Below are 23,900 nucleotides of genomic sequence, written 5' to 3' on the forward strand. Positions count from 1 at the left end.
AACTGCAACTGGCAACGCATTTCCCGAGTAGCACCGTCGGTAGTTGCACTTTCGCGGCAGCGCAACTAGAACAAGACGGCGGGATTCAGGTAGCCGGTCGGATCAAACGCGGCCTTGACCGCGCGCATCGCCGCGATATCCGCGGCCTCCCGAGACATCGACAGGTAGGCCCGCTTGCGGCTGCCGACGCCGTGTTCCGAGCTGACGTTGCCGCCACACTGCGCAATCAGGTCCATCATCGCCGCGAAGAGTTCTGCTTCAGCGTCGCCGTCGCAACGCAACACGTTGAAGTGCAGGTTGCCCTCACCGATGTGGCCGAACAAGACCGGCAGCGCCCGGGGAACCCGGGACCGCACCAAATCGACTGCAGCCCTGACGAATCCGCCGATAGCCGACAACGGCAACGACACGTCGAACTTCACCGGCGGCCCGTACACCCCCAGCACTTCCGAAACCGACTCGCGCACGCGCCACAACCGTTGCCGGGCAACGGCATCCACCCCGACTGCGGGTTCGCCGCACGACGATACGCTGTCCAGCAGACCGGCAAGCCGCTCGGTTTGGTCGTGATCGGCGGCCAATTCCACCAACAGCATCCAGTCACCCGCCACCGGCGCACCCACCCCGAGATGCTCACCGGTCAAAGCGGCCAGTCGGGCGTCGACCAACTCCAGCGCGGCGATCCCGTCCACATCCCGGAACGTGCGGCCGGCCTCGACCAGTGCCTCGAGGTCGGCGAATCCGCAGATCGCCGTCACCCGGTGTGCGGGGGCGACATGCAGCCGCAGATCGAGTGCGGTGATGACGCCCAGGGTGCCTTCGGCTCCGACGAACAGCGCAGGCAAGTCGTAGCCGGTGTTGTCGCGGCGCACCCGGCTATGGCGGTGCAGTACCGAACCGTCGGGCAGGGCCACCTCCAGGCCGACGACCTGCTCGCCCATGTTGCCGTAGCGCACCGTGCGCAGACCGCCCGCGTTGGTCGCGGCCATGCCCCCGACGGTCGCGGTGTCGCGGGCCGCCAAGTCCACCCCGAACAGCAGCCCCGCCGCGCTCGCCGCGCGCTGCAGCGCCGCCAGGGTCGCTCCGGCGCCGACCTCGATGCGGCGCTCGACGGTATCGACATCGCTTACCGCACAGAGCCTTTCGGTGGACAGCAGCACGTCGTCGCGTTCGGGAACGGTGCCGGCAACCAGCGACGTGCGGCCGCCCTGCACGGTGACGTACGCGCCCGCGTCACGGCACACCCGCAGCACCTCGGCGACCTGATCGGCCGAACCGGGGCGTACCAGCGCACCGGCGCGGCCCCGATAGCGTCCGGTGTGGTCGACGCTGCGGCCGGCCAGCACGTCGGGGTCGGTGCTGACGTGGTTGGCGCCGACCGCATCCGCCAGGCTGCGCAGCAGACCTGCGGTCGTCACGCTATTTGAACTGTTTGTGCGGAACGTCGGTCACCAAGCCACCGTCCATGATGAACTCACTCCCGGTCGCGTAGGACGACTCGTCGCTGGCCAGGAATACCACGAACGTCGAGACTTCGCGCGACTCAGCCGGACGACCGAGCGGGATGGTGACCATGTCGTCGGGCAGGTGAGCGGTCATCGGGGTACGGATGAAACCCGGATGCAGCGAATTGACCCGAATGTTCAACGGCGCCAACTCCAAAGCCGCGGACTTGGTCAAACCACGCACCGCCCACTTGGACGCGACGTAGGGGTGCACCGCAGGAGCTCCGCGCAGTCCCTCGATCGACGAGACGTTGATAATCGAGCCGCCCCCGGCCTCCGTCATCGGGTCGACAGCCACCCGCATGCCCAAGAACGTGCCGGTAAGGTTGACGTCAATCACCTTCTGCCACTTGGCCATATCGAATTTCCGCACCTGCCCGAGCGCGACGATGCCGGCGTTGTTGACCAGCACGTCGAGCTTGCCGAATTCGCCGGTTGCCGTCGCTGCGGCGGCTTCCCACTGGTCGAGTTGCGTCACGTCGAGGTGCACATACCGTGCCGCCTCCCCGATTTCGTCGGCGAGCGCCTTGCCTTCCTCGTCGAGGATGTCGCCGATCACCACCTTGGCGCCTTCGGCTACCAGCAGGCGTGCGTGCGATGCGCCCATCCCCCGGGCACCACCGCTGATGAGCGCGACCTTTCCGTCCACTCTTCCCATGAAGTTTGCTTCCTTTCTTAGTTGGTCACCAAATCGCTTGCCGTATAGAGACTCTTACCGGTGACCAGCGGTAGATCGAGTGTCGTTCTCATGCCCGGCGGCGCCGTGACCACCGCCGGGATGGCGTTGACGATGCGACCTGCGGCGCCGAGTATCGCGGCGTAGTTGTGATCACCCTTGCGACTGCTGGGCACGATGTCCACGGCGTAGGACGGCTCGCCGGTGATCTCGATGCGATACGAGCCGCCGCCCGAAGCGGGTTGCGGCCAGTCGGGTCGCAGGTCGGGGCGCAGTCGAGTGATGTGCTCGACGACGATGGCCGGGTGGCCGTCGACCATGCCGCAGATCTCGAACCGCAGCACGGCCTGGGTGCCCTTGGCCACGTGTCCCACCGCGATGTCGAAGTCTTCGGGCGCCGGCTCGCGCTGGTATGACTCGGTGATCTGGTCGACTTCCAGACCCAGACCGGCGGCCAGCTGGCGGATCGCCGTGCCCCACGCGATGCTGAGCACACCGGGCTGCAGCAGCATCGGCATATCGTCCAAGGGCCGCCCGAACCCCATGTAGTTCATCACTTCTGCGCCGTCGTAGCTGGCGTAGTCGTGAATCTCCATACAGCGCACCTGCTCGATGCGCTGGCAGGTGCCGGCCAGCGCGAACGGCAACAGGTCGTTGACGAACCCGGGATCGACACCGCTGATGAAGATGCTCGAATTACCCTGCCGCGCAGCGTCTTCCACGCGGGCGATGTACTTCTCGGGGATCACGCCCCAGGGATACTGCAGCAGTCCGGGCGCGGACCCGACGACGTTGCAACCAGCGGCCAGGATGCGCATCACGTCGCCCATCGCCTCGGGCAGCCGGGTGTCGCCCATGGCGCAGTAGACGACACAGTCCGGCTTGTCGGCAAGTAGGGTGTCGAGGTCGCCGACCGCGCTGACACCGGTGTCGGCGTCGACGCCCGCGAGCGCCCCGGCGTCACGACCCACCTTCTCGGGCGACGACACACACAACCCGGTCAGCTCGAACTGTGGATTGGTGATCAGGCCGGTCAGCGCCAGCCGACCGACATTTCCGGTGCCGACGTGGGCGACGCGGATCGCCATGAGAGTCCCTTCGTCCAGGCTGAGCAGCCTTGAAAACTTTCTAGACAGTAGTCCACATTTTCGGCGGTGCCTTACCGGCCTCGATTTTCAATCCACGCGGCGTCCGGGCGGCGCGCGTCGCCGCGTCGAGTTCACGTAAGGCGTTTACGGCCCCAGCGGGGAATTCTTCCGGATCGACTCGTCGCGAATCAGCCCGCGCAGCAACGCGGTGCTGAATTCGGCGGCGATCTCCTTGGCCGTGCGCCGTCCGCTCGGCCGCAGCCATCGGTAGCTGCCCAGCGTCATGCCGATGTAGCCCAGCGCCACCACATGCGAGTCGCACTCGTAGAACTCGCCGCTGGCGATTCCGCGGTCGATCAGGCCGTGCACGTGCTCGTAGACCTGGGCTTCCTTTTCGCGTACCTCGGCTACCTGTTCGCTGGTGAACCACTCGGTGATGTACGGCTGCTCCTGGAAATAGACGGCGGCCCGTTCGGGGTTGCTCGCGATCCCGGTGAGCAGCCGCACGGTGTACTGGTAGAGCGCTTCCCGGGCCGACCAGGACGGATCGTCGTGCACGGCGGCCAGGGTGCTCTCGGCGGCCTGACGGTAGATGTCGAAAAGGATCAGCGACTTGCTGGCGTAATAGTGGTAGACGGTGGCCTTGTTCAGGCCGATCACATCGGCCACATCATCCATCCGGGTGCCGTGATAGCCACGCGCGGCGAACAGCTTGGTGGCGACAGCCAGCAGCTCCTCGCGGCGCGTGAGCCCGTTCTCGGATGGCATGTCAGCTCTTTCGTCATTACCCAGGGCGGATCCCGTCAGGGAAAGTTATCAATCAACTGGTTGGACAGTTTAAGCAAGGCCCCGGTACCTGTCGCCGGGACCCGCATGCGACTAGACTTCTCTGACGAACCGGTCGCGAGCGGGAAGGTGGGCTGAATGGATCCGAATCCGGACTACGACGTGAGCGACGAGATCGAGTTCTTCTTCAGGTACCTCACCTGGGGGTTACGGGGGGTCGAAGACGGCAACGGATACCCGCCGCCCGCTTACCCACCCGTCTGACCAGCCGCGAACATCCCGACCGACGCCCGAAGGACGTCGGTCGGGCTTATAGCGCCTTGAGCTCCTCAGCCACCTCGGTCACCGACTTCTTGGCATCGCCGAACAGCATCGTGGTGCCCTCGGCGTAGAAGAGCGGGTTGTCGATGCCGGCGAATCCCGAGTTCATCGACCTTTTGAGCACGATGACTGATTTGGACTTGTCGACGTTGAGGATCGGCATGCCGTAGATCGGGCTGGAGGCTTCGTTGCGGGCCGCCGGGTTGGTGACGTCGTTGGCGCCGATGACGATGGTGACGTCGGTTCGGGCGAACTCGTCGTTGATGTCGTCCATGTCCTTCATCGCGTCGTAGTCGACTTCGGCCTCGGCCAGCAGCACGTTCATGTGCCCGGGCATCCGGCCCGCGACGGGATGGATGGCGTATTTGACCGGCACGCCCTTGTCTTCGAGCAGGCTGGCCAGGTCCTTGACGGCATGCTGGGCCTGCGCCACGGCCAGGCCGTAGCCCGGCACCACGATCACCTGGTTGGCATAGGCCATCTGAATCGCGGCATCGGCGGCCGAGGTCGACTTGACGTGCTTCTCACCGCCGCCATCGCCGCTGGGCGCCACGCCGCCACCGCCGAACCCGCCCGCCACGATCGCCGGGATGGACCGGTTCATGGCCTTGGCCATCAAGTTGGTCAGGATCGAACCCGACGCGCCGACGATCATGCCCGCCACGATCATCGCGGTGTTGTTCAGCGCCAGTCCGGCCGCCGCGGCGGACAACCCGGTCATGGCGTTGAGCATCGAGATGACCACCGGCATGTCGGCCCCGCCGATCGGCAGCACCACCATCAGCCCCAGCACGCCGGCGGCGGCCAGCAGACCGATCATCCACCACAGCGACGCCCCACCGGTTTGGGGATGCGCGTGGATGCCGACCACCACCGCAGCCGCGATGGCCGCGGCCAGCAGCAGCAGGTTGACCGGTTGCTGTAGTTTGCCCAGGCCGATCGGGCGGCCCGAGATGATCTCCTGCAACTTGCCGAAAGCGATGATCGATCCCCAGAACGAGATCGACCCGATGATGGCGGCGAACAGCGACGCCACCACGATGTGCACGGTCGGCTCTTCGTTGTGCTGGAAGGCCGAAAAGCCGTCAGTCTCGATGAACTCGGCGAGCGCGATGAGCGCGACGGTCCCGCCGCCGACGCCGTTGAAGAATGCCACCAACTGCGGCATGGCGGTCATCTTGGTCCAGCGCGCCGGTGGCACCCCGAGCACGACCCCGAGTACCAGGCCGGTCACGATCCACCACCACTGATGGGTGTGCCGGATCTTGATCAGCGTCGCGGTCACGGCCAGGGCCATGCCAACCGCGGCGATCAAGTTGCCGCGCACCGCGGTCTTGGGCCCGGTCAGGCCCATCAAGCCGTAGATGAACAGCGCGAACGAGATGACGTAGAGCCCGATCACCAAGTAGTCGACGTTGTCGTGGATCATTTGGCCGCCGGCTCCTCAGATTTGGCCGGAACCGGCTTCTTGCCCTTGAACATGCCCAGCATCCGGTCGGTGACGATGAAGCCGCCGATGACGTTCAGCGTGCCGAACACCACCGCGACGAACAGGATGATCTGCACGGCCAGCGACGGGTTCTCCACCTCCCCGAACATCACCAGCGCGCCGAGCACCACGATGCCGTGGATGGCGTTGGTCCCCGACATCAGCGGCGTGTGCAACGTGTTGGGCACCTTCGAGATCACCGCGAACCCGACGAACCCGGACAGCACCAGAATCGCCAGGTTGGACAGCAGTTCGTCATACATGCCGTGCATTCAGGAGTCCTCTCGGGTCACACACGATTCCGCGACCACTTCGTCGTCAAAGTCCGGCGCCAGCTTGCCGTCTCTGATCAACAGGTCCAGCAGTGCGGTGATGTTCTTGCTGTACAGCTCGCTGGCGTGTTCGGGCATGGTCGCGGGCAGGTTCAGCGGCGAGGCGATGGTCACGTCGTGCTTGACGACGGTCTTCCCGGGCTCGGTGAGCTCGCAGTTCCCGCCGGTCTCGCCGGCCAGGTCCACCACCACGCTGCCGGGCTTCATCGCCTGCACCGCCGCGGCGGTCACCAGCTTCGGCGCGGGCTTCCCCGGGACCAGCGCTGTCGTGATCACCACGTCGAACCCGCTGATGGCCTCTTCCAAAGCCTTCTGCTGCTGCGCACGTTCCTCGTCGGTCAGCTCGCGGGCATACCCACCCTCGCCGGACGCCTCGATCCCCACATCCAGCCATTGCGCCCCCACCGAGCGGACCTGGTCGGCCACCTCGGGGCGCACGTCGTACCCGGTGGTTCGCGCACCCAGCCGTTTGGCCGTCGCCAGCGCCTGCAACCCCGCCACTCCGACCCCGAGCACCAGCACGGTCGCCGGCTTCACGGTGCCCGCGGCCGTCGTCAACATCGGGAAGAACCGCGTCGACTCCGAGGCCGCGAGCAGCACGGCCTTGTATCCGGCCACGTTGGCCTGCGACGACAAGGCATCCATCACCTGCGCCCGCGAAATCCGCGGGATGGCCTCGAGCGCAAAGGCTTGCACACCGGCCTTCTTCAATGCGCCGATCGAGTTGTCGGCGTCGCGCGGCGCGAGGAACCCGATCAGGGTCTGGCCGCCGCGCAGCCTGCCGACCTCATCGGCGGTCGGTGGCGCGACCTTGACGACCACGTCGGCGGCCCAGGCGTCGCCGATGGTGGCGCCGGCCTGCGTGTAAAGCTCGTCGGGCAGCAGCGCGCCCTCCCCGGCACCGGACTCGACCACCACCGCCACGCCACTGTTCACCAGTGATGCGACCGCCTTGGGCACCAGCGCAACGCGCCGCTCCTCGGGTCTGGATTCGGCGACCACCCCAACCTTGACGAGGCCTGTCTGCGCATCTGTCATGGCGCGTACATCTTCTTTCGTTACTCCGGTCTGATCGCTCCGCTACCCTACCGGGGACGACCAGCGACCCGGCTACCAGAGCGGAATCTCCTGGCCATGCTCCGTCGCCGGGCGAGGCCCGAAGTAGCGGCGCTCGGATTCAGCAATCAGCACGTCGTTGATGCTGGCTTCTCGGCGTGACATTAGCCCGGCCGGGGTGAATTCCCAAAGTTCGTTGCCGTAGCTGCGGAACCATTGGCCGGTGTGGTCATGGCACTCGTACTGGAATCGCACGGCAATCCGATTGCCGGAAAAGCTCCACAGGCTCTTGCGTAGTGCATAGTCGAGCTCGCGCTGCCATTTGCGGGTGAGGAAGGCGACTATCTCTGCCCGACCGACGATGTGTTCGTCCCGGTTGCGCCAGTGCGAATCGACGGTGTAGGCGATGCTCACGCGCTCGGGGTCGCGGGTGTTCCACGCGTCCTCCGCGGCCTGCACCTTCTGGGTGGCGGTTTCGAGGGTGAACGGCGGAAATGGCGGTCGTGCGTCGGTCATGACTTTCATCGTCCGCCGAGCCTGTATATCTGCAGACGCCTACTCGTACTTTCTCTGCAGATTTACCGGCTCAACGCTCTGATGCCCTGAAATTCGCTGCCCCAGCACGTGTCCTATCGTGACGGACATGGACTTCGCGATGTCGGACAAGGCCAGCGACTACCACAAGCGGTTGTCCGACTTCATGACGGAGCACGTCTTTCCCGCCGAAGCCGAATACGACCACTACCGCGAGGAGGCGGGCCCGAACGACCACACCGTCCCGCCGGTCATTGAGGAGCTGAAGACCAAGGCCAAAGAGCGCGGCCTGTGGAACCTGTTCCTGCCGGCCGAGTCGGGCCTGACCAACGTGGACTACGCGCCGCTGGCGGAGCTGACCGGATGGAGCCTTGAGCTGGCGCCCGAAGCGCTCAACTGCGCGGCGCCCGATACCGGCAACATGGAGACCCTGCATCTCTTCGCCACCGAGGAGCAACGCAAGCAGTGGCTGGAGCCGCTGCTCAACGGCGAGATCCGCAGCGCCTTTTCGATGACCGAGCCGGCCGTGGCCAGCAGCGATGCCCGCAACATCGAAACCTCCATCGTGCGTGACGGCGGCGACTATGTGATCAACGGGCGCAAATGGTGGACCTCGGGGGCGGCCGACCCACGCTGCAAGATCCTGATCGTGATGGGCCGCACCAATCCCGACGCCGCCAGCCACCAGCAGCAGTCGATGGTCCTGGTGCCGATAGATACGCCGGGGGTGACGGTGGTCCGGTCGACGACGGTATTCGGCTACCAAGACCAGCCCGGGCACTGCGAGATCATCTACGACAACGTTCGAGTGCCGATCAGCAACCTGCTCGGCGAAGAGGGCGCCGGCTTCGCGATCGCTCAGGCCCGGCTGGGACCGGGCCGCATCCACCACTGCATGCGCGCGCTCGGGGGTGCCGAGCGGGCGCTGGCGCTCATGGTGGACCGCGCCAGCAACCGGGTCGCCTTCGGACGCCCACTGGCCGATCAGGGCGTGGTGCGAGAAGTAATTGCCAAGTCCCGCAACGAAATCGACCAAGCCAGGCTGCTGTGCCAGAAGGCGGCGTGGACCATCGACCAGCACGGCAACAAGGCCGCCCATCTGCTCGTCTCACAGATCAAGGCGGTGGCGCCGCGGGTGGCCTGCGATGTGATCGACCGCGCCATCCAGGTACATGGCGCGGCCGGAGTCAGCGACGACACTCCGCTGGCACGGATGTACGGCTGGCATCGCGCCATGCGGATCTTCGACGGTCCCGACGAGGTGCACATGCGGTCCATCGCACGTGCCGAAATCGGCCGGGAGAAGTCGCCATTCGCCGCGGCGGTCACCTGAGATGGCCCCGGAACTGTCGGGGGCGTGGAACTTCCGCGACGTCGCTGAAAGCGTCGAGGCGCTGCGTCCGGGCCGGCTGTTCCGGTCTAGCGAGCTGAGTCGCCTCGAGGACGACGGCAGGGCAACACTGCGCCGTCTGGGCATCACCGACGTCGCAGACCTGCGCGCGGCCCGGGAAGTCGCACGCCGCGGTCCCGGGCGGGTCCCCGACGACGTCGACATCCACTTGTTGCCGCTGCCTGATCTCGGCGACAAAGAACCGACGGACGAGGCAGCGCCACACGAGCGGGCGTTCCAACAGCTGCTGACCGAAAGCCCCGACGACGAACCGCTCGGCGAGGCCGCTGCCCGCCACATGATCAACGAATACCGGGGATTTCCCACCCGCAATGGCGCCCAACGCGCGCTGCGCCGCATCATCACGCTGCTGGCCGCCGGCCGGCCGGTGCTCACACACTGTTTTGCGGGCAAGGACCGCACCGGCTTCGTGGTTGCGACGGTGCTCGAAGCGATCGGCGTAGACCGCGCCGCGATCGCCGCCGACTACCTGCGCAGCAACGAGGCCGTGCCGCAGCTGCGGGGCCAGATCACCGAGATGATCCGACAACGCTCAGACACCGAGTTGACCCCCGAGGTGGTCAAGTTCACCGAGGCCCGACTGTCCGACGAGGTCCTCGGTGTCCGGGAGGAATACCTGCTCGCCGCGCGGGAAGCGATCGATCAGACCTACGGATCGCTGGACAACTACCTGCGCGACGCGGGCGTCAGCGAAGCCGACGTGGACCGGCTTCGCCACGCATTGCTCGCGTGAGCCCTACAGCTTGAAGCCGGCCTTCTCCGCTTTCGACAGGTCGATGATCTCGGACCACTGCGCGGCCACATCCGCCACCGTCGGCGGCTTCTCGAAGTTGACGCCTGGGTTCTGGAACAGCGCCACGCGCTGCACCTTGCCGCCGCCCACGACGAAGACCGACCCGTTGTCGTCGGCTTCCTCGGTGCAAAGGTAGGCAACCACCGGCGCCACGAACTCCGGCGTGAGTTTCTCCAGCACCTCCGGCGGGAGGATGTCTTCGGTCATCCGGGTGGCCGCGAGCGGCGCCACGGCGTTGGCACGGATGTTGTACTTGGCACCCTCCTGCGCCAGCGTGTTGATCATGCCGACCAGGCCGAGTTTGGCTGCGCCGTAATTGGTTTGACCGAAGTTGCCGAACAGTCCACTAGTGGAGGTGGCCACCACCACCCGGCCGAAACTCTGCTCACGGAAGTGCGGCCAGGCCGCACGCAGCACGTTGTACCCGCCGTACAGGTGCACCTTGAGCACGGCGTCCCAGTTCTCCGACGTCATCTTGTGGAAGGTGCCGTCGCGCAGGATGCCGGCGTTGCTCACCACACCGTGGACCGCGCCGAACTCGTCGAGCGCGGTCTTGATGATGTTGGCCGCGCCGGCTTCGTCGGCGACGCTGTCGTAGTTGGCCACCGCACGACCACCCGCCTCGCGGATCTCGGCGACGACGTGGTCGGCCATGGCTGAACCGGCGCCGGTGCCGTCGCGGGCCCCGCCGAGGTCGTTGACGACGACGCTGGCGCCCTCCCGGGCGAGGGTGAGCGCGTACTCACGCCCCAGTCCCCCGCCGGCTCCGGTGACGACGACGACACGATCCTGCACTCCGGGCATAGAGATTCCTTCCTAGGGTTCGGAGAACTTGAAAACAACCATCAGCACCGGCCGCAAACAGCCGGGCTGACGTCAGAACATCCGGCGAGCCAGCTTGAGCGCGCGTTCGGTGTACGGCGGGTACAGGATGCTCGACAGGTCGGGCCGCGTCGGTTTGGTCAGCACCGACTTGCGGTGACTGAACTCGTCGAAGCCCCACTTGCCGTGGTAGGCACCCATACCCGACGCGCCCACACCGCCGAACGGCAGCTTGGCCGTCGACACCTGGAAGGCCAGGTGGTTGACCAGCATGCCGCCCGCCGGCACCTCCTTGATCACCCGTTCCCGAGTTTCCTTCGACTTGGTGAAGACATAGGCCGACAGCGGCTTGGGTCGCGCGTTGATGAAAGCTATTGCCTCGTCCAATGATTGGACGGTGAGCACCGGCAGAATCGGCCCGAAGATCTCGTTCTTCATCAACGACCCCTCGGGGTCGGGGTCGACGACCACGGTCGGCTGAATGCGCAGACTCGACGCGTCGCACTTCCCGCCGACGGCCACTTTGCTCCTGCCATCAGCTTCGGCCTCCGCGATGTAGCTACTGAGCCGGTCGAACTGGCGCTGGTTGACGATGCGCATACCGCTCGGATCGTCCTTGGACCGGAACTTGGTGAGCGCGGCGCCGATCTTCTCGACGAGCTCGTCGCGGATGGACGCGTCGGCCAGCACGTAGTCGGGCGCCACGCAGGTCTGACCGGCGTTCATGATCTTGATCCAGGCGATCCGCTTGGCCGCCACGTCCACGTCGGCGTCCGCCGCCACGATCACCGGGCTCTTGCCGCCGAGCTCGAGCGTGACCGGGGTCAGATGCGGCGCGGCGCCCTCATAGACCTTGCGGCCGATCTCCGTGCCGCCAGTGAACATGACCCGGTCCAGGCCTTGCGCGATGAGTTCCTGACTCACCATGCCGTCGCCCTCGATGACCGCGATCGCGTCCTTGTCCAGATAGCGCGGTACCAGCTCGGCCATCAGACGCGACGACGCCGCGGCGATTTCCGACGGCTTGAGGATGACCGTGTTTCCGGCGGCGATCGCGCCGACCGCCGGGCCCAGCGTCAGATAGAACGGGTAGTTCCAGGCGCCGATGATCAGCACCGTGCCGTAGGGCTCGTACTCCACCCAGCCGCGGCCCGGCAGCTGCGGCATCTCGAGCAGTAGGTATTTGCGACGCGTCCACTTGCGCACCTTCTTGGCCGCGTACTTCGCTTCGCCGATGGTCGTCGCCACGTCGGCGATGAACGCCTCGGCCGCGTTGCGGTCCAGATCTTCGGCGAGGGCCTTGGCGATCGCGTCCTCGTTCTCCTCCATCAACTTCGCCAGCTGCAGCAACTGCTGCTTTCGCCACTCGATGTTGCGGGTCCGCCCGCTGGCAAAAGTCTTGCGGAGCCGAGCCACCGTTGCGGCGATCTCGCTCGTGTCAGGCGAACCGTTTGTCTCGGCCTGGGCTTCCTGCGTCTTCGGTGTAACCGATTCGGTAGTCATCGTCGTCTTCCCTTCTCGGACCTCGCCGGAAGTGCCCGCGCGTGTTCGCGCCGTCACACATCGGTGATAACCGCGATCCTAACCATCCGGTTGGGAGAGCAGTAGGGAAGATCCGCTGGGGCCTGATCTACAGCCGCTCGGCGGTGACAAAGTCGGAGAAGGCGTCCTTGTCGTCGGCCAACGGGACATTCTCGATCCAGCGGCCCACCCGGCGCATCTCGTCCGGTGAGGGCTGCGCACGGGCACGCCAGCCGTGGTCGTTGAGCCAATCTGCGACGTCGGCCCGGTGGTCGTCGCGATACATCAGCTCCCCGACATCCACGGTCTCCTCCAAGCCGATCTCCTGGGCCACCTTCTTGAAACGCTCGCGCATCTGCTGACGCCGTTCGTCGGCATGCATCGGTGCGGTTTCGGCCGCGAGGCGGCTGCCCGCCGGACTCAGCTCGCCGATCAAGGTGAACAACCGGTCCTGCGCCTCGGCCGGCAGGTACATCAACAACCCCTCGGCCAGCCACGCGGTGCGGGCAGCGGGGTCGAACCCAGCGGCACACAGGGCAGCGGGCCAGTCCTGACGCAGATCGATGGCGACCTCACGGCGATCAGCCTTGGGCGTCACGCCGTTGTGCGCGAGCGTCGTGGATTTGTAATCCAACACCTGCGGCTGGTCGATCTCATACACCGTGGTGCCCGCCGGCCAATCCAGGCGATAAGCGCGCGAATCCAGCCCAGAAGCCAGGATCACCACCTGCCGGATACCAGCGGCGACCGCATCTTCGAAGAAGGTGTCGAAGAAGTGTGTCCGCACCGCCTGGTAGCTACGCATGTGTTGGAGGTGGGCCGCGGATTCGGCGTCGAGCGCCTCCACCCTGGCGGCGACCTCAGGGTCCAGCATGGACTCCCATAAAACGCCGGCACCCGCGTTGGTGACCAGCAGCTTGGCGAACGGGTCGCGGATCAGCGCGTCGGGTTGTTCGGTTTCCACCGCCCGGGCCGCGGCCACCATCACCGCCGTGGTGCCGACGCTGGTCTTGATGTCCCAGGTGTCGTCGTGGGTGCGCAGTGAGCTCATCGGGTGCTCCAGTTTGTCGTGACGTAGTTCCGGCCGGTGATACCGCGGCGCGGGCGATCAGTGGCGCGGACAGCCGATCGTTCGGCGACCATCGTACCGCATTAAGTTAGATAAGCTATGTGGTTTAGGCAACAGTCCGGCTTACCGATCACGGCGCCAGAGCTGGCCGGCCAGCAGCTGCTGCAATGAGCGAGTGACGGTGTCCATGTCGCGGTGGGCGCGGAGATAACCGGCATAGAATCCGACGCCACACAGCACCATCAGCAATGTCTCGGTCAATGTCGCCACGTCGATATCGGCGAGAAGTTCGCCGCGCTCGATCGCGTCGTTGACCGTCCAGGTCAGGAATTCCCGGCTGATTTCCACCGGATCACTGCCGTCGCGGGACAATTCCGGATGGCGTTGCGACTCCATCACGGAGGTCACCAAAAATGCTGCCGTGGCCGGAATTTCGGCTTCAGCCTGGAGCGCCACCGAAATAAACGCCGAAAGCCGCCCAACCGTGGTGCTCGCGTTACGCGCCCGCTCGATCCCGGCCTTGACGACGCGTTCGTTGGTTTGGTCGACCACCTCGCGGTAGAGCACCCGCTTGCTGGAGAAGTAGTGGTTGATTGCCGGACGGGTCAGGTCCGCGCGCTCCGCGATGGCTTGAAATGTCGCGCCGTCGTAGCCGTGCTCGCTGAACACCCGACGAGCCGCGTTGACAATGCGTTTTCGGGTCTCGTCCGCCTTCGCTGCGGGAGGGCGACCGGGCCGGCGACTCGCCGTAGGCGGCATTAATAGATTGTGCCACCGCCGCGGTGGGGCATCAGCGCATTCGGCGGGACGTGACCGAATTTGCCGGCCTGGTAGTCCTCGAGCGCTTCGATCACTTCGGCCCGCGAATTCATCACGAAAGGCCCGTAGTGAAAAACCGGTTCTCGAATCGGCTGGCCACCGAGGATAAGCACATCCACGGCCGTCGTTAGATGAGAATCCTGCGTCGGCTCAGCGGCCACGGTAATCCGGTCACCGGGACCAAGAACGGCCAATTGACCCTGATGAATCGGGTGTCCCACTGGACCGACACGCCCGCGTCCGGACAACACGTAGATCAGCGCGTTGAAATCGCGTTGCCATGGAATGTTGAGCCGAGCGCCGTTCTGGATCGTCGCATGCGCCAGCGTGATTGGCGTGTGGGTGATCCCCGGTCCGCGGTGGCCGTCGATGTCGCCGGCGATGACACGGATCAAGGCTCCGCCGTCGTCGGAGGAGGCCAGCTTGACGTCGGCGCCCTCGATGGCCTGGTACCGGGGGCTGGCAAATTTGTCTGTCCGCGGCAGGTTCACCCACAGCTGCACGCCGTGAAAGACGCCGCCGCTCTCGACCAGCTCGGCGGGCGGGGTCTCGATGTGCAGAATGCCCGAACCCGCCGTCATCCACTGTGTCGCGCCGTCGGTGATCAAGCCGCCGCCGCCGTGCGAATCCTGATGCGCGAACTTTCCGTCGATCATGTAGGTCACGGTTTCGAAGCCCCGGTGTGGGTGCCAATCCGTGCCCCGGGGCTCGCCCGGCTCGTACTCCACCTCACCCATCTGGTCCATGTGCACAAATGGGTCCAGAGCAGCGGTGCTGACCCCGGCGAAGGCCCGGACGACGGGAAAGCCTTCGCCCTCGTAACCGCGCGGGCCGGTGGTCACGGACCGCACCGGTCGCTCGGTGTCGGCCGGACCGGGCGCGCCCACCTTCGGCAACGTCAGGGTATCCGCGGTAACTGCAGGCATATTGCCTCCTTTTTAGAGTTACCGGTATAACCGGACCGCAGTCCGATTATTCCCTGACGACAGGTTCAAGGAGCGCGCGGCGTTCAAGGAGCGCGCGGCGTTCGGGGTGAAGCCACGGCGTTCGGCGTGAAGCCACGGCGTTCGGCGTGAAGCCATGGCGCAGATCCAGCGATTTCCACGCCCTGGCGTAACACTCAACGCCGCAGCTTCACACCCAACGCCGCCAGTTCACGCTCAACGCTGTCAACACGGTCAAAACCGCCCTTCGGGCCGGCCGACTGCGAGTAGCCGCCAGCTAGGACCGGCGTCGGGCGGCTTTCGCAGTCTTGGCGGCACTGCGTTCGGTGGCCTTGCCCTCATGGGCCAACTTTCCGCCGGCGTTCTCTAGATGCGCCCGAACGAACCATTGGAATTTCTCCAGCTCGCCGGCGTGGTTGATCAGGATGTCCTGGGTGACCGGATCGAGTTCCTCGGTCTCGTCGATGGCCTTGCGGATGTCTTCGATAACGCCGGTGTAGACCAGGTCCAGCGCAGCCAGATGGGCCTCGACGGTGTCACGGCCGACCGAATAGTCGTCCCACGAACGGTCCTTGATGATCGCGCCCGGCGTGCCCTGGGGCGACGCACCAAGGGCAGCTATCCGCTCGGCGACCTCGTCGGCATACGCGCGCACCGCTTCGACTTGCGGGTCGATCATCTCGTGCACACCAATGAAGTTCGGCCCCACCACATTCCAGTGAATGTGCTTCAGCGTCAGGTGAAGATCGTTGTACGTGCTCAGCTGCTTCTGCAGCAGTTCGGCGAGCCGCGCGCCCTGCTTGTCGGTCAATCCCGGAATGGTGAACTGCGCCATCGGTTCTCCTGAATTCGGTTACGGTCACGTCCTCCGACGGTTACCCGATGGGCCTGAACAGAAACCACGCAGCGCTCTACAGAGAATGAATGTGCTGCACCGGTAACCGGGCACCGCGGCGCGGTTCGTAGGCCAGGCCACTGACTTCGAGCAACCGCACCACCCGATGACGATGCGGTCGCATCGGTTCCAGCAACTCGAGCATGACGGCGTCGTCAACCGGACGGCCCAGCAGCGTCCAGCCGATCATCTTGGGAATGTGGTAGTCGCCCACCGACACGGCGTCGGCGTCACCGAACGCCCGTTGCGCGGTCTCGGCGGCGGTCCACGCTCCGACGCCCGGCAACGACTGAAGGGCGGTGCGCGCTTGCTCGGCCGGCCGCGACACCAGCCGTTCCAGCGATGTCGCGCGACGCGCGCAGCTCACCACCGTCTGCGCCCGCCCGGGATCGACGTTGGCGCGGTGAAACTCCCAGGACGGGATGTTTCGCCATACGTCGGCCGCCGGCGGCACCCGCATGCCGTCCGGCGCCGGCCCGGGCGCGGGTGTCCCATATTTGGTCACCAAGACCCGCCATGACCGGAATGCGTCGGCACCCGGCACCCGTTGCTCGATGACCGCCGGGATAAGTGCTTCCAGCACCCGCCCGGTGCGGCCCAGCCGGAAGTGTGGGACCCGTCGGTACGCGGCAGCGACGGTGGGATCGCGCGGCAGGAAGTCCGAGGCGTCGTCGTCGGCGCCCAGCAGCGCGGGCACGGCAGCCAGGAATTCTTCGGCTCCACCGCCCCATGCCTCGCAGCGGGCGGTGTCGGGTGCGGCGCGGCTGATCCGTGCGGTCACCGGCCCGCTGGGCAGCAAGCTGGTTCGCCAGATAGTGCCGTCGCCAGGCAGCCGAAAGCACGGATCCCGGGGTCCCCGCCGAAGCGGCGCCAACGTATGCCCGAAGCTGGCCACTCCGGGGAGCGTGACGTTGCGCGCGCTCTGCACTTCAATGGCTCCGTTTCGATTGACCGGCAACAGTCAGCCACGACAATATTGCGATATGACGACGCCGTTCGATGACCCGCAGGCGGAACTGGCGTGGACGTTCCTGCAGAGCGTGTGCGAAGGCGGCGATCTCGACGAAGGCTTCGCGCTGCTCAGCGATGACTTCACCTATTGGAGCATCGTCACCAGGATTTCCTACGACGCGGTGACTTTGCGACGTGGGACCGATGCCCGCAAGCAGAGGCTTGAGGTCAAAATGGAACTGCTGCGTTGCATCAACGAGGGCGAGACAGTGGTGGTCGAGGGACAGATCGAGGGCACCGGCAGCGACGGCATTCACTACGACAGTCCGTTCGTCTGCATCTTCGAGACCCGCGATGGGCAGATTGTGTCGATACGCGAATACAGCGACACCCGAGCGCTCGCTGCTGTCTTTCCCGAATTGAATTAATCTGCGACGACGCTGATTTCGGCTTTGTCAGGATAAAACGCGACGTGCCCGGCGATCGCCGCCACCGCCGGATAGGGCTGCTCGTAGGTCCAGATCGCATCGTCGACGGTGTCGCCGCCTGCGGTGGTCACACTGTAGTAGCTGGCCTCGCCCTTGAACGGACAGTACGTGCTGGTGTCGGTGCGAGTCAGCCGCTCTTGCGCCACGTCGGTGAGCGGAATGTATTGCACCGCAGGCAAAGTCGCTTCGCGCAACACCAGCGCCGAGGTGCTGTCGGCGACCAGCTCGCCGTTGACCCGGACCTGGACCCGCCCCTTGGTCGGCTCGATGATGATCGGATGGCCGGCGCTGGGCACTTTGATCTCCGGATGGCTCATGATTCACCTCTCTGCTCGATGACTAAGGTAACGCGGCCGGACGATCGGCATTCCCGTCAGAACGCATAAGGATGGGGCAGCCTAGGCCCGGAAAAGATCGCGCGCCGCGTCCGGCGTGTGCATCGCGGCCCAGAATCGTGCCGCCGCACGTATCGACTCTTCCACCGGGCGCGGCTGCCAGCCCAAATCCCGGACGGCCTTGCCGTGGTCGACGGGGGCCTCGGCGCGCATCATCCGCACCGACTCCAGGCTGAGTTCGGCGTCCTTGCCGGTGACCCGCGCCCGCAAACTGCCCAGCGCACCCAGGGCGTAGAGCACCGGGAGCGGGATCGAGCGGCGCGGCGGCGCCACGCCCGCCTCCGCTGCCGCGATCCGCACCACCTCCGTCAACGGGATCATCCGTTCAGAGATGAGGTAGCGTTCGCCGTTGCGGCCGTGTTCGGCGGCCAGGATCATCGCCCTGGCGGCGTCGTCGACGCCGACCGCCTCCAGTTCGATGCCGCTCATCTGGAACGGCAGTTTGCCGAACACCGCACCCGCGATGAAGGCGCCATGTGGGGTGCGTCCCCAGTCGCCTGCGCCGTAGGTGGTGGACACGCACATCGCGACGGCGGGCAGGCCGTGCTCCGCGACATACCGCAGCACCAAATCCTCGGCCTGCACCCGGGATTGGACGTAGGGGCTCACCCGACGATCCGGACTGATCCGGTCTTCCTCGGTGGCCACGTGCCCGCGACTGCGACCCACGGTCACGTAGCTGCTGGTGAAGACAAACCTATGCAGGTCAGCCTCTTTCGCGATGTCGAGGACGTTGCGCAGTCCCTCGACGTTGGTGCGAAACAGCGGCGCCGGGTCGCGCAACCAGGCGCGAGTGTCGACGACGCAGTAGTACACGTCGTCGCAGCCGTCCATCGCCTCGCGCACGGTGTCGGTATCGAAGACGTCGCCTTCGAATCGGGTGAGCTGCAGGTCGTCGATGCTGCGGGTGTTGGCGGTGGGCCGCACCATCGCTCGTACCTCGTGGCCGTCCTCGACCAGCAACCGGGTCACGTGTGAGCCGAGGAAGCCGTTGGCGCCGATCACCAATTTGGGTTTCGCGCGAGCGGTTTTCGCCATCAGCTGCCGCCGCCGTTCTGGCGCAGCCAGCGCGCTGCGTCGTCGTCGAGGGTGCCCAGTTCCTGCGCCTTCAGGCACCACTTCAGCCCCGCCTTCAGAAAACGCAGCGGGTTGTAGATGTCCTCCTGCCGTCGCCACATGTTGTCGCCGGCATAGGTGATGATCGAAATGTTCGTGGCGCTGATCAGGCTGCCGTCGCCGGGGTCGCGCATCGGGTTGTCCAGCTCCATGATGATCCGACCGGTGCCCTCGTCGATGACCGACCACAACGTCGGGAACGCGATCATGTGGCTGCCCGGGAAGGTCGTCATCGTTCGCTGAATCCAGTCACGGACCTGCTGGCGTCCGCGCATGGTGCCCGCCGCATGTTCGACATAGAGGACGTCCGGCGTGTACTGCTCCACCCAGGCGTCCCAGTCGCGGGTTTCGGCGGCGCGGGCGACGGTCTGCTCGAACTTTTCGAAGGCTGCCGCCAGTTCGCTGCGGGGGAATTCCGGGCTGCTCACAAGCCGTTACACCTCACCGCCGGAGTGTAGCCTGGGGCGTTATCGGATCCCGGCCCGGCCAAGGAGGACGAATATGACAACCACTCAGAAAGCCATTCTGGCCGGCGGCTGCTTCTGGGGGATGCAGGACCTGATCCGTAAACAACCCGGGGTGATCTCTACGCGCGTCGGCTACAGCGGCGGCGACGTCCCCAACGCCACCTACCGCAATCACGGCACGCACGCCGAGGCGGTCGAGATCATCTTCGACCCGTCGGTCACCGACTACCGCACCCTGTTGGAGTTCTTCTTCCAGATCCACGATCCGACCACGAAGAACCGGCAGGGCAACGACGTGGGCACCAGCTACCGCTCGGCGATCTTCTACCTCGACGAGGAGCAGAAGCGCATCGCTTTGGACACCATCGCCGACGTCGAGGCGTCCGGCCTATGGCCGGGGAAAGTGGTGACCGAGGTGAGCCCGGCCGGGGACTTCTGGGAGGCCGAGCCCGAGCACCAGGACTACCTGCAGCGCTACCCCTACGGCTATACCTGCCATTACGTGCGCCCCGGCTGGAAGCTGCCGCGGCGGGCCGACGCGAGCCGCTGAGCCTGCGCTGAGGGCTAGCGTCTGACGTCGGCCGCAGCCCTGACCGCAGGCTCGCCGCCGTCAGCGCAGACTCGTTGGTCAGCGAAAGCCGTTGTGGCTCAACGTCGGTGGACCGTCACCCGGCCGCCGTTTTTCGGGATATAGGCCACACCCCGGCAGTGCCAGCGCTCGGCGGGAGCGGTCGTCGTCTCAAGGTCGAAGCGCCGCAACACAGTTCGAAGAACCACGTCCATTTCCATGTTGGCGAAGGCGGCTCCCAGGCAACGACGGGCGCCACCGCCGAACGGCAGCCAGGAGAACGTCGCCGGCTTGCTCTCGATGTACCGCTGCGGGTCGAAGCGCTCCGGGTCGGGGAAGACGTCGGGGTTCTCGTGGATCTGCGAGATGCTGATCAGAATCGAATCCCCGCGCGGCAGCACCCATTCGCCGAGTTGGTAAACCGCTGGATAGACGTGACGGCCGGCGAAGTCGATGACGGTCCTGGCCCGCTGGACTTCCAGGATCGTCGCCTGACGCAATTGAGAGCCATCGTTGTCGGCCTCCTCGACCAGGGCCGCCAGCAGGTCCGGATGCCGGATTATCCGCTCGAATGCCCAAGCCAGCGTGGCTGCGGTGGTTTCGTGCCCGGCGGCCAGCAGTGCGAGCAGTTCGTCGCCAATGTCCTTGCGCGACATCACCGAACCGTCGTCGTACCTGCTGCGCAGCATCAGCGCGAGCACATCGGTGCGCTCGTCGAAGTTCGGGTCGGTACGCTCGGCGTCGATCAGCCGGTCGAGCACCAGGTCGTATTAGCGCCGATACTCGGCCAGCCGGCCCCATGGGCTGAACCGGCCAAAGTCACGTTCGGGTTTGGGCATCGCCGCCATGCGCGAACCGAGCGTGACCCAGGGCGGAATGATGCGGCGCAGGTCGTCGAGCTCGGCACCGTCGGCACCGAAAATCGCCCGCAGGATCGCGTTGAGAGTGATGTGCATGGTCGACGGCAGCGTGGCGAAGGGCCGGCCTTCCGGCCAGTTGCCAGTCTCGCGCAGCGTCTCTTCCTCGATGATGGCCTCGTATTGCTTCATGCTCTTGCCGTGGAACGGCGGCGCCAACAACCGCCGTCGCCGGCGGTGATCGTCACCGTCGAGGGCGAACACCGACCCCGAGCCGAACAACCGGCTCAGATTCGGCTGAATGTTGCCGAGTTCCTCTGGGCTGGTGGTGAAGATTTGCTTGGCCAGCTGCGGGTCGGCGACCACCGTGACACGACCGAAGATCGGGACATTGAGCATGAAGACGTTGCCGTGGCGGCGGGCCAGCAGCCGGAACATCCGCCGGCGCGACATCGCGAAGATGACACCCTGGACGATCTTCGGCAGGCGGGTCGCAGGTGGCAGGCGGACCGCGGGGGAGGCGGACGGGGCGGTGACAACTTCGGTCATGACGCTGTGCTCCCAATTTCTGTCCCGAGATCGGGGTGGTACGTCGGTGTACCGTGAGCCTTTCCCGGTACGGTACTCTGTAGTACCAAACCTGACAAGCCTGAAAGGCCGTCGTCGATGACATCCGTGGCACCAGAGGTCGGCAGGGCCGCTGTGACGGATCCGTTTCGGCTCCGGCTGCTCGACGGCCTCGCCACCTCCATCCGGGAGCGCGGGTATCGGGCCACCACCGTCGCCGACATCGTCCGCCACGCACGCACCTCGAAGCGCACGTTCTACGACCACTTCGCCAGCAAGGAGCAATGCTTCCTGCAACTGCTGCAGGCCGAAATCGAGATCATGGCCGAAGACATCAGGGCGGCCGTCGATCCCGAGGCGGACTGGCACCTACAGATTCGCCAGGCCGTCGAAGGCTACGTCGGCAACATCGAGTCCCGCCCGGCCATCACGCTGAGCTGGATTCGCGTCCTGCCATCACTGGGTGACGTGGCCCGCCCCTTCCAGCGTCATGGTTTGGAATTGTTGACCAACCTGCTCATCGACCTGAGCAGCAGCCCGGGTTTCCAGCGCGCCAACCTGCCGCCGCTGACGGCGCCGCTGGCGGTGATTTTGGTGGGCGGGTTGCGCGAACTCGTGGCACTGGCGGTGGAGGACGGGCGGCCCGTCCGCGAGATCGTCGAACCGGCGGTGGACGCGTCTATCGCTCTGCTGGGCCCCCGACAGTAGGCTCGGTCTGCTTCTTCCGCCACCTCATTGACTCTGCAGCCATGGCGCGAAAGTACGAGTGGGTCGCGCCGTCACCGCAAAGTCAATCCCTTGTCTGCTCGGCATCCACTTGCCGGACCAGCTCGATGGCGCGGCCCAGGGTCCGCAGTTTGGCCTCAATGGTGTCGCCGGCGGGATACAGCCGCACGGTGTTCACGCCTGCGTCTCGCCATACCGCAAGCCGCGCGCGAACCATCTCCTCGGTCCCGATCAGCGTTGTGGCCAGCACCATCTCGTCGCTCACCAGCCCGGCCGCCCCCTCGCGGTCACCACCTTGCCAGCGCTTCCGCACCTCGGCCGCGACGTCGGCCCAGCCCTGCCGGCTGTAGGCCTGGTTGTAGTAGTTCGTGGTCGACGAGCCCATCCCGCCCAGGCTGAACGCGAGCTCCATCTTGCGGTCGGCGACGATGCCGCTCAGCTCATCTTCGTTGGATGCGAAGGCGACCTCGGCGCCCTGACAGATGTCGATGTCGGCGCGGGTGCGGCCGGCGGCGGCCAGCCCGTCGTCGAGGTGGGTGAAGTAAGCGCCCGCGGCACCTTCCGGAACGAAGCTGGTGCCCAGCCAGCCGTCGGCGATCCGGCCGGTCAACCGCAGCATCGCCGGCGACAACGCCGCCAGATAGATCGGGATGGCCTGCTCCGGGCGGGTCGACAACCGCATGGGCACCGCCTCACCGCCCGGGCGGGGAATCTGAAACTCATTGCCGGAGTAGGAGATTTTGCCTCCGGCGAATACCTGCCGCACGATGTCGACGGTCTCGCGGATGCGGGCCAGCGGCCGGGCGAAGGACACGCCGTGCAGACCCTCGATCACCTGCGGGCCCGACGCACCCAAGCCGAGCAGGAAGCGGCCGGACGACAGGTTGGACAGCGTGATCGCAGTCTGGGCGACCACTACCGGCGATCGGGTGCCGACCTGCAGAACACCCGAACCGAGGAGCATCCGGTCCGTGCGAGCGGCGATATACCCCAGCGCCGACGGTGCATCCGCACCCCATGCTTCGGCGACCCAGCAGACATCCAGACCCAGCTTTTCGGCCTCGACGGCGAACTCCACCACTTCGCCTGTGGCACCGGAGAGTTCGACCGTCGTGGCGGTGCGCATCACCGCACCCCGTGTTCGGCCAGCCTTTTGATCGCCGCCAGCGTCTTGTCGATCGCGGCCTCGAACTCCCGCAACCGCACGAACACGATCTTCTGTTCCTTGTCGGGCATCGCGTCGATGGCCGCCGACAACCCCGAGCGCCCGGGTCCCATCTGCGCGCGATAGCTCAGCGTCGTCCCGCCGTCGCGTGGCGTCAGCCGGAACCGCCAGGTCGCCGACGGATTGGCTAAATCACCTACGGCCCAGGCGAATTCACGCTCCTCGTCACACACCACGATGTGTGAGGTGGTGCTCCATTGCCCGAACGCGTCGTGTTGGTTGTGGCCGACGAAGCGGGCACCCACCCGCGGCCGGTCGGTGCCGTCCACCCACTCCACGGCCTGCAGCTCACTGCTCAGGGTGGGCATCAACGCGATATCGGAGACCAAGCTCCAGACCCGGGCGGGCTCGGCGTCGATCCACGTCGAGGCCTCCACCGTCGGCTTGTCCGCGTAGCGCGCGCCGGTCCACTCCACGGCGACCATTGTGCTCTCGCCGGCGTCGTGGCTCGAGACTGCGTCCAGGGTGGCCCGATGTCT

General features: G+C 65.9%; 26 protein-coding genes and 1 pseudogene. 6 read left to right on the forward strand and 21 right to left on the reverse strand.

What is annotated here, in order from left to right; genetic code table 11:
• Positions 1 to 65: 65 nt before the first annotated feature.
• From AC5Y2L_RS03410 to AC5Y2L_RS03425, 4 genes are all read right to left on the reverse strand, one after another.
• Positions 66 to 1,403 carry an FAD-binding oxidoreductase gene (locus AC5Y2L_RS03410; RefSeq protein ID WP_499936542.1) on the reverse strand — a complete coding sequence of 446 codons (1,338 nt, stop codon included), beginning with the start codon at positions 1,401 to 1,403 and terminating at the stop codon, positions 66 to 68.
• A 16-nt stretch (positions 1,404 to 1,419) separates the two neighbouring features.
• The gene (locus tag AC5Y2L_RS03415; protein WP_499936245.1) at positions 1,420 to 2,163 is read right to left on the reverse strand and encodes a glucose 1-dehydrogenase; all 744 of its coding nucleotides are present in this window, start codon (positions 2,161 to 2,163) and stop codon (positions 1,420 to 1,422) included.
• 17 nt (positions 2,164 to 2,180) lie between these two features.
• On the reverse strand, positions 2,181 to 3,269 hold the full coding sequence (locus tag AC5Y2L_RS03420) for an NAD(P)H-dependent amine dehydrogenase family protein (RefSeq protein ID WP_499936246.1): 1,089 nt from the start codon (positions 3,267 to 3,269) through the stop codon (positions 2,181 to 2,183).
• A gap of 144 nt (positions 3,270 to 3,413) precedes the next feature.
• Complete coding sequence (locus AC5Y2L_RS03425; protein ID WP_499936248.1) at positions 3,414 to 4,037, reverse strand: TetR/AcrR family transcriptional regulator; 624 nt, start codon at positions 4,035 to 4,037, stop codon at positions 3,414 to 3,416.
• 156 nt (positions 4,038 to 4,193) lie between these two features.
• Here AC5Y2L_RS03425 and AC5Y2L_RS03430 point away from each other — a divergent pair, with 156 nt between their 5' ends.
• The gene (locus AC5Y2L_RS03430; RefSeq protein ID WP_156661552.1) at positions 4,194 to 4,319 is read left to right on the forward strand and encodes a hypothetical protein; all 126 of its coding nucleotides are present in this window, start codon (positions 4,194 to 4,196) and stop codon (positions 4,317 to 4,319) included.
• A 46-nt stretch (positions 4,320 to 4,365) separates the two neighbouring features.
• Here the strand turns inward: AC5Y2L_RS03430 and AC5Y2L_RS03435 are convergent, their stop codons facing one another.
• From AC5Y2L_RS03435 to AC5Y2L_RS03450, 4 genes are all read right to left on the reverse strand, one after another.
• Positions 4,366 to 5,805 carry an NAD(P)(+) transhydrogenase (Re/Si-specific) subunit beta gene (locus AC5Y2L_RS03435; RefSeq protein ID WP_499936249.1) on the reverse strand — a complete coding sequence of 480 codons (1,440 nt, stop codon included), beginning with the start codon at positions 5,803 to 5,805 and terminating at the stop codon, positions 4,366 to 4,368.
• Positions 5,802 to 6,128 (reverse strand): NAD(P) transhydrogenase subunit alpha part 2, encoded by a 327-nt coding sequence (locus tag AC5Y2L_RS03440; RefSeq protein ID WP_499936544.1) that lies wholly within the window; start codon positions 6,126 to 6,128, stop codon positions 5,802 to 5,804. Before AC5Y2L_RS03440 ends, AC5Y2L_RS03435 begins: the two co-directional genes overlap by 4 nt.
• 9 nt (positions 6,129 to 6,137) lie before the next feature.
• Complete coding sequence (locus tag AC5Y2L_RS03445; RefSeq protein ID WP_499936251.1) at positions 6,138 to 7,235, reverse strand: Re/Si-specific NAD(P)(+) transhydrogenase subunit alpha; 1,098 nt, start codon at positions 7,233 to 7,235, stop codon at positions 6,138 to 6,140.
• A gap of 72 nt (positions 7,236 to 7,307) precedes the next feature.
• The gene (locus tag AC5Y2L_RS03450) at positions 7,308 to 7,769 is read right to left on the reverse strand and encodes a nuclear transport factor 2 family protein (RefSeq protein WP_499936253.1); all 462 of its coding nucleotides are present in this window, start codon (positions 7,767 to 7,769) and stop codon (positions 7,308 to 7,310) included.
• Positions 7,770 to 7,908: 139 nt separating this feature from the next.
• On the opposite strand from AC5Y2L_RS03450, the gene AC5Y2L_RS03455 reads away from it, so the two are divergent.
• Positions 7,909 to 9,120 carry an acyl-CoA dehydrogenase family protein gene (locus tag AC5Y2L_RS03455; protein ID WP_499936546.1) on the forward strand — a complete coding sequence of 404 codons (1,212 nt, stop codon included), beginning with the start codon at positions 7,909 to 7,911 and terminating at the stop codon, positions 9,118 to 9,120.
• 1 nt (position 9,121) lies between these two features.
• Positions 9,122 to 9,931 carry a tyrosine-protein phosphatase gene (locus tag AC5Y2L_RS03460; RefSeq protein WP_499936254.1) on the forward strand — a complete coding sequence of 270 codons (810 nt, stop codon included), beginning with the start codon at positions 9,122 to 9,124 and terminating at the stop codon, positions 9,929 to 9,931.
• A 3-nt stretch (positions 9,932 to 9,934) separates the two neighbouring features.
• Here AC5Y2L_RS03460 and AC5Y2L_RS03465 read toward each other — a convergent pair whose 3' ends face one another.
• The 7 genes from AC5Y2L_RS03465 to AC5Y2L_RS03495 all read right to left on the reverse strand — a co-directional run bounded on the left by AC5Y2L_RS03465 (position 9,935) and on the right by AC5Y2L_RS03495 (position 16,989).
• Entirely contained in the window at positions 9,935 to 10,795 is an 861-nt protein-coding gene (locus AC5Y2L_RS03465; RefSeq protein ID WP_499936255.1) for an SDR family oxidoreductase, read from the reverse strand.
• A gap of 72 nt (positions 10,796 to 10,867) precedes the next feature.
• On the reverse strand, positions 10,868 to 12,316 hold the full coding sequence (locus AC5Y2L_RS03470) for an aldehyde dehydrogenase family protein (RefSeq protein ID WP_499936257.1): 1,449 nt from the start codon (positions 12,314 to 12,316) through the stop codon (positions 10,868 to 10,870).
• Between the two features lie 127 nt (positions 12,317 to 12,443).
• Entirely contained in the window at positions 12,444 to 13,376 is a 933-nt protein-coding gene (locus AC5Y2L_RS03475) for a class I SAM-dependent methyltransferase (RefSeq protein WP_499936547.1), read from the reverse strand.
• Between the two features lie 150 nt (positions 13,377 to 13,526).
• Complete coding sequence (locus AC5Y2L_RS03480) at positions 13,527 to 14,162, reverse strand: TetR/AcrR family transcriptional regulator (RefSeq protein ID WP_499936258.1); 636 nt, start codon at positions 14,160 to 14,162, stop codon at positions 13,527 to 13,529.
• Positions 14,162 to 15,148, reverse strand: coding sequence for a pirin family protein (locus AC5Y2L_RS03485; protein WP_499936259.1), 987 nt, complete (start codon positions 15,146 to 15,148; stop codon positions 14,162 to 14,164). The genes AC5Y2L_RS03480 and AC5Y2L_RS03485 overlap by 1 nt, the downstream gene beginning before the upstream one ends.
• A gap of 295 nt (positions 15,149 to 15,443) precedes the next feature.
• Positions 15,444 to 16,001: a DNA starvation/stationary phase protection protein Dps gene (gene dps, locus AC5Y2L_RS03490; RefSeq protein ID WP_499936260.1), complete on the reverse strand. Its 558-nt coding sequence runs from the start codon at positions 15,999 to 16,001 to the stop codon at positions 15,444 to 15,446.
• A 76-nt stretch (positions 16,002 to 16,077) separates the two neighbouring features.
• Complete coding sequence (locus AC5Y2L_RS03495) at positions 16,078 to 16,989, reverse strand: DNA-3-methyladenine glycosylase family protein (RefSeq protein WP_499936261.1); 912 nt, start codon at positions 16,987 to 16,989, stop codon at positions 16,078 to 16,080.
• Between the two features lie 55 nt (positions 16,990 to 17,044).
• On the opposite strand from AC5Y2L_RS03495, the gene AC5Y2L_RS03500 reads away from it, so the two are divergent.
• A complete protein-coding gene (locus AC5Y2L_RS03500; RefSeq protein ID WP_499936262.1) occupies positions 17,045 to 17,440 on the forward strand; it encodes a nuclear transport factor 2 family protein in 396 nt (131 codons plus the stop codon).
• Here the strand turns inward: AC5Y2L_RS03500 and AC5Y2L_RS03505 are convergent.
• The 3 genes from AC5Y2L_RS03505 to AC5Y2L_RS03515 form a co-directional block, all read right to left on the reverse strand.
• Positions 17,437 to 17,817, reverse strand: a complete 381-nt coding sequence (locus AC5Y2L_RS03505; protein ID WP_499936263.1) for a DUF427 domain-containing protein — start codon at positions 17,815 to 17,817, stop codon at positions 17,437 to 17,439. The genes AC5Y2L_RS03500 and AC5Y2L_RS03505 overlap by 4 nt on opposite strands.
• 81 nt (positions 17,818 to 17,898) lie before the next feature.
• Positions 17,899 to 18,933 (reverse strand): NAD-dependent epimerase/dehydratase family protein, encoded by a 1,035-nt coding sequence (locus tag AC5Y2L_RS03510; protein WP_499936264.1) that lies wholly within the window; start codon positions 18,931 to 18,933, stop codon positions 17,899 to 17,901.
• A complete protein-coding gene (locus AC5Y2L_RS03515) occupies positions 18,933 to 19,439 on the reverse strand; it encodes a nuclear transport factor 2 family protein (RefSeq protein ID WP_499936266.1) in 507 nt (168 codons plus the stop codon). The genes AC5Y2L_RS03510 and AC5Y2L_RS03515 overlap by 1 nt, the downstream gene beginning before the upstream one ends.
• Before the next feature lie 73 nt (positions 19,440 to 19,512).
• Between AC5Y2L_RS03515 and msrA the strand changes: the two genes are divergently transcribed.
• Positions 19,513 to 20,028, forward strand: a complete 516-nt coding sequence (gene msrA, locus AC5Y2L_RS03520; protein WP_499936268.1) for a peptide-methionine (S)-S-oxide reductase MsrA — start codon at positions 19,513 to 19,515, stop codon at positions 20,026 to 20,028.
• 98 nt (positions 20,029 to 20,126) lie between these two features.
• Here msrA and AC5Y2L_RS03525 read toward each other — a convergent pair.
• Positions 20,127 to 21,452: pseudogene (locus AC5Y2L_RS03525) on the reverse strand (cytochrome P450).
• 117 nt (positions 21,453 to 21,569) lie between these two features.
• On the opposite strand from AC5Y2L_RS03525, the gene AC5Y2L_RS03530 reads away from it, so the two are divergent.
• Positions 21,570 to 22,178, forward strand: a complete 609-nt coding sequence (locus AC5Y2L_RS03530; protein ID WP_499936269.1) for a TetR/AcrR family transcriptional regulator — start codon at positions 21,570 to 21,572, stop codon at positions 22,176 to 22,178.
• 82 nt (positions 22,179 to 22,260) lie between these two features.
• On the opposite strand, the gene AC5Y2L_RS03535 is transcribed toward AC5Y2L_RS03530, so the two are convergent.
• Both AC5Y2L_RS03535 and AC5Y2L_RS03540 read right to left on the reverse strand, forming a co-directional pair.
• Positions 22,261 to 23,322: an LLM class flavin-dependent oxidoreductase gene (locus AC5Y2L_RS03535; RefSeq protein ID WP_499936270.1), complete on the reverse strand. Its 1,062-nt coding sequence runs from the start codon at positions 23,320 to 23,322 to the stop codon at positions 22,261 to 22,263.
• Positions 23,322 to 23,846 carry an SRPBCC family protein gene (locus AC5Y2L_RS03540; protein ID WP_499936272.1) on the reverse strand — a complete coding sequence of 175 codons (525 nt, stop codon included), beginning with the start codon at positions 23,844 to 23,846 and terminating at the stop codon, positions 23,322 to 23,324. Before AC5Y2L_RS03540 ends, AC5Y2L_RS03535 begins: the two co-directional genes overlap by 1 nt.
• Positions 23,847 to 23,900: the final 54 nt, after the last annotated feature.

The organism is Mycobacterium sp. NGS66 (assembly GCF_059812225.1).

What these genes read in the sequence shown, in the direction of transcription:
- AC5Y2L_RS03415 (WP_499936245.1), bottom strand. Translation starts at nt 2,163, where the DNA reads ATGGGAAGAGTGGACGGAAAGGTCGCGCTCATCAGCGGTGGTGCCCGG.
- AC5Y2L_RS03420 (WP_499936246.1), bottom strand. Translation starts at nt 3,269, where the DNA reads ATGGCGATCCGCGTCGCCCACGTCGGCACCGGAAATGTCGGTCGGCTG.
- AC5Y2L_RS03425 (WP_499936248.1), bottom strand. Translation starts at nt 4,037, where the DNA reads ATGCCATCCGAGAACGGGCTCACGCGCCGCGAGGAGCTGCTGGCTGTC.
- AC5Y2L_RS03430 (WP_156661552.1), top strand. Translation starts at nt 4,194, where the DNA reads ATGGATCCGAATCCGGACTACGACGTGAGCGACGAGATCGAGTTCTTC.
- AC5Y2L_RS03435 (WP_499936249.1), bottom strand. Translation starts at nt 5,805, where the DNA reads ATGATCCACGACAACGTCGACTACTTGGTGATCGGGCTCTACGTCATC.
- AC5Y2L_RS03440 (WP_499936544.1), bottom strand. Translation starts at nt 6,128, where the DNA reads ATGTATGACGAACTGCTGTCCAACCTGGCGATTCTGGTGCTGTCCGGG.
- AC5Y2L_RS03445 (WP_499936251.1), bottom strand. Translation starts at nt 7,235, where the DNA reads ATGACAGATGCGCAGACAGGCCTCGTCAAGGTTGGGGTGGTCGCCGAA.
- AC5Y2L_RS03450 (WP_499936253.1), bottom strand. Translation starts at nt 7,769, where the DNA reads ATGACCGACGCACGACCGCCATTTCCGCCGTTCACCCTCGAAACCGCC.
- AC5Y2L_RS03455 (WP_499936546.1), top strand. Translation starts at nt 7,909, where the DNA reads ATGTCGGACAAGGCCAGCGACTACCACAAGCGGTTGTCCGACTTCATG.
- AC5Y2L_RS03460 (WP_499936254.1), top strand. Translation starts at nt 9,122, where the DNA reads ATGGCCCCGGAACTGTCGGGGGCGTGGAACTTCCGCGACGTCGCTGAA.
- AC5Y2L_RS03465 (WP_499936255.1), bottom strand. Translation starts at nt 10,795, where the DNA reads ATGCCCGGAGTGCAGGATCGTGTCGTCGTCGTCACCGGAGCCGGCGGG.
- AC5Y2L_RS03470 (WP_499936257.1), bottom strand. Translation starts at nt 12,316, where the DNA reads ATGACTACCGAATCGGTTACACCGAAGACGCAGGAAGCCCAGGCCGAG.
- AC5Y2L_RS03480 (WP_499936258.1), bottom strand. Translation starts at nt 14,162, where the DNA reads ATGCCGCCTACGGCGAGTCGCCGGCCCGGTCGCCCTCCCGCAGCGAAG.
- AC5Y2L_RS03485 (WP_499936259.1), bottom strand. Translation starts at nt 15,148, where the DNA reads ATGCCTGCAGTTACCGCGGATACCCTGACGTTGCCGAAGGTGGGCGCG.
- dps (WP_499936260.1), bottom strand. Translation starts at nt 16,001, where the DNA reads ATGGCGCAGTTCACCATTCCGGGATTGACCGACAAGCAGGGCGCGCGG.
- AC5Y2L_RS03500 (WP_499936262.1), top strand. Translation starts at nt 17,045, where the DNA reads ATGACGACGCCGTTCGATGACCCGCAGGCGGAACTGGCGTGGACGTTC.
- AC5Y2L_RS03505 (WP_499936263.1), bottom strand. Translation starts at nt 17,817, where the DNA reads ATGAGCCATCCGGAGATCAAAGTGCCCAGCGCCGGCCATCCGATCATC.
- AC5Y2L_RS03510 (WP_499936264.1), bottom strand. Translation starts at nt 18,933, where the DNA reads ATGGCGAAAACCGCTCGCGCGAAACCCAAATTGGTGATCGGCGCCAAC.
- msrA (WP_499936268.1), top strand. Translation starts at nt 19,513, where the DNA reads ATGACAACCACTCAGAAAGCCATTCTGGCCGGCGGCTGCTTCTGGGGG.
- AC5Y2L_RS03530 (WP_499936269.1), top strand. Translation starts at nt 21,570, where the DNA reads ATGACATCCGTGGCACCAGAGGTCGGCAGGGCCGCTGTGACGGATCCG.
- AC5Y2L_RS03535 (WP_499936270.1), bottom strand. Translation starts at nt 23,322, where the DNA reads ATGCGCACCGCCACGACGGTCGAACTCTCCGGTGCCACAGGCGAAGTG.
- AC5Y2L_RS03540 (WP_499936272.1), bottom strand. Translation starts at nt 23,846, where the DNA reads ATGGTCGCCGTGGAGTGGACCGGCGCGCGCTACGCGGACAAGCCGACG.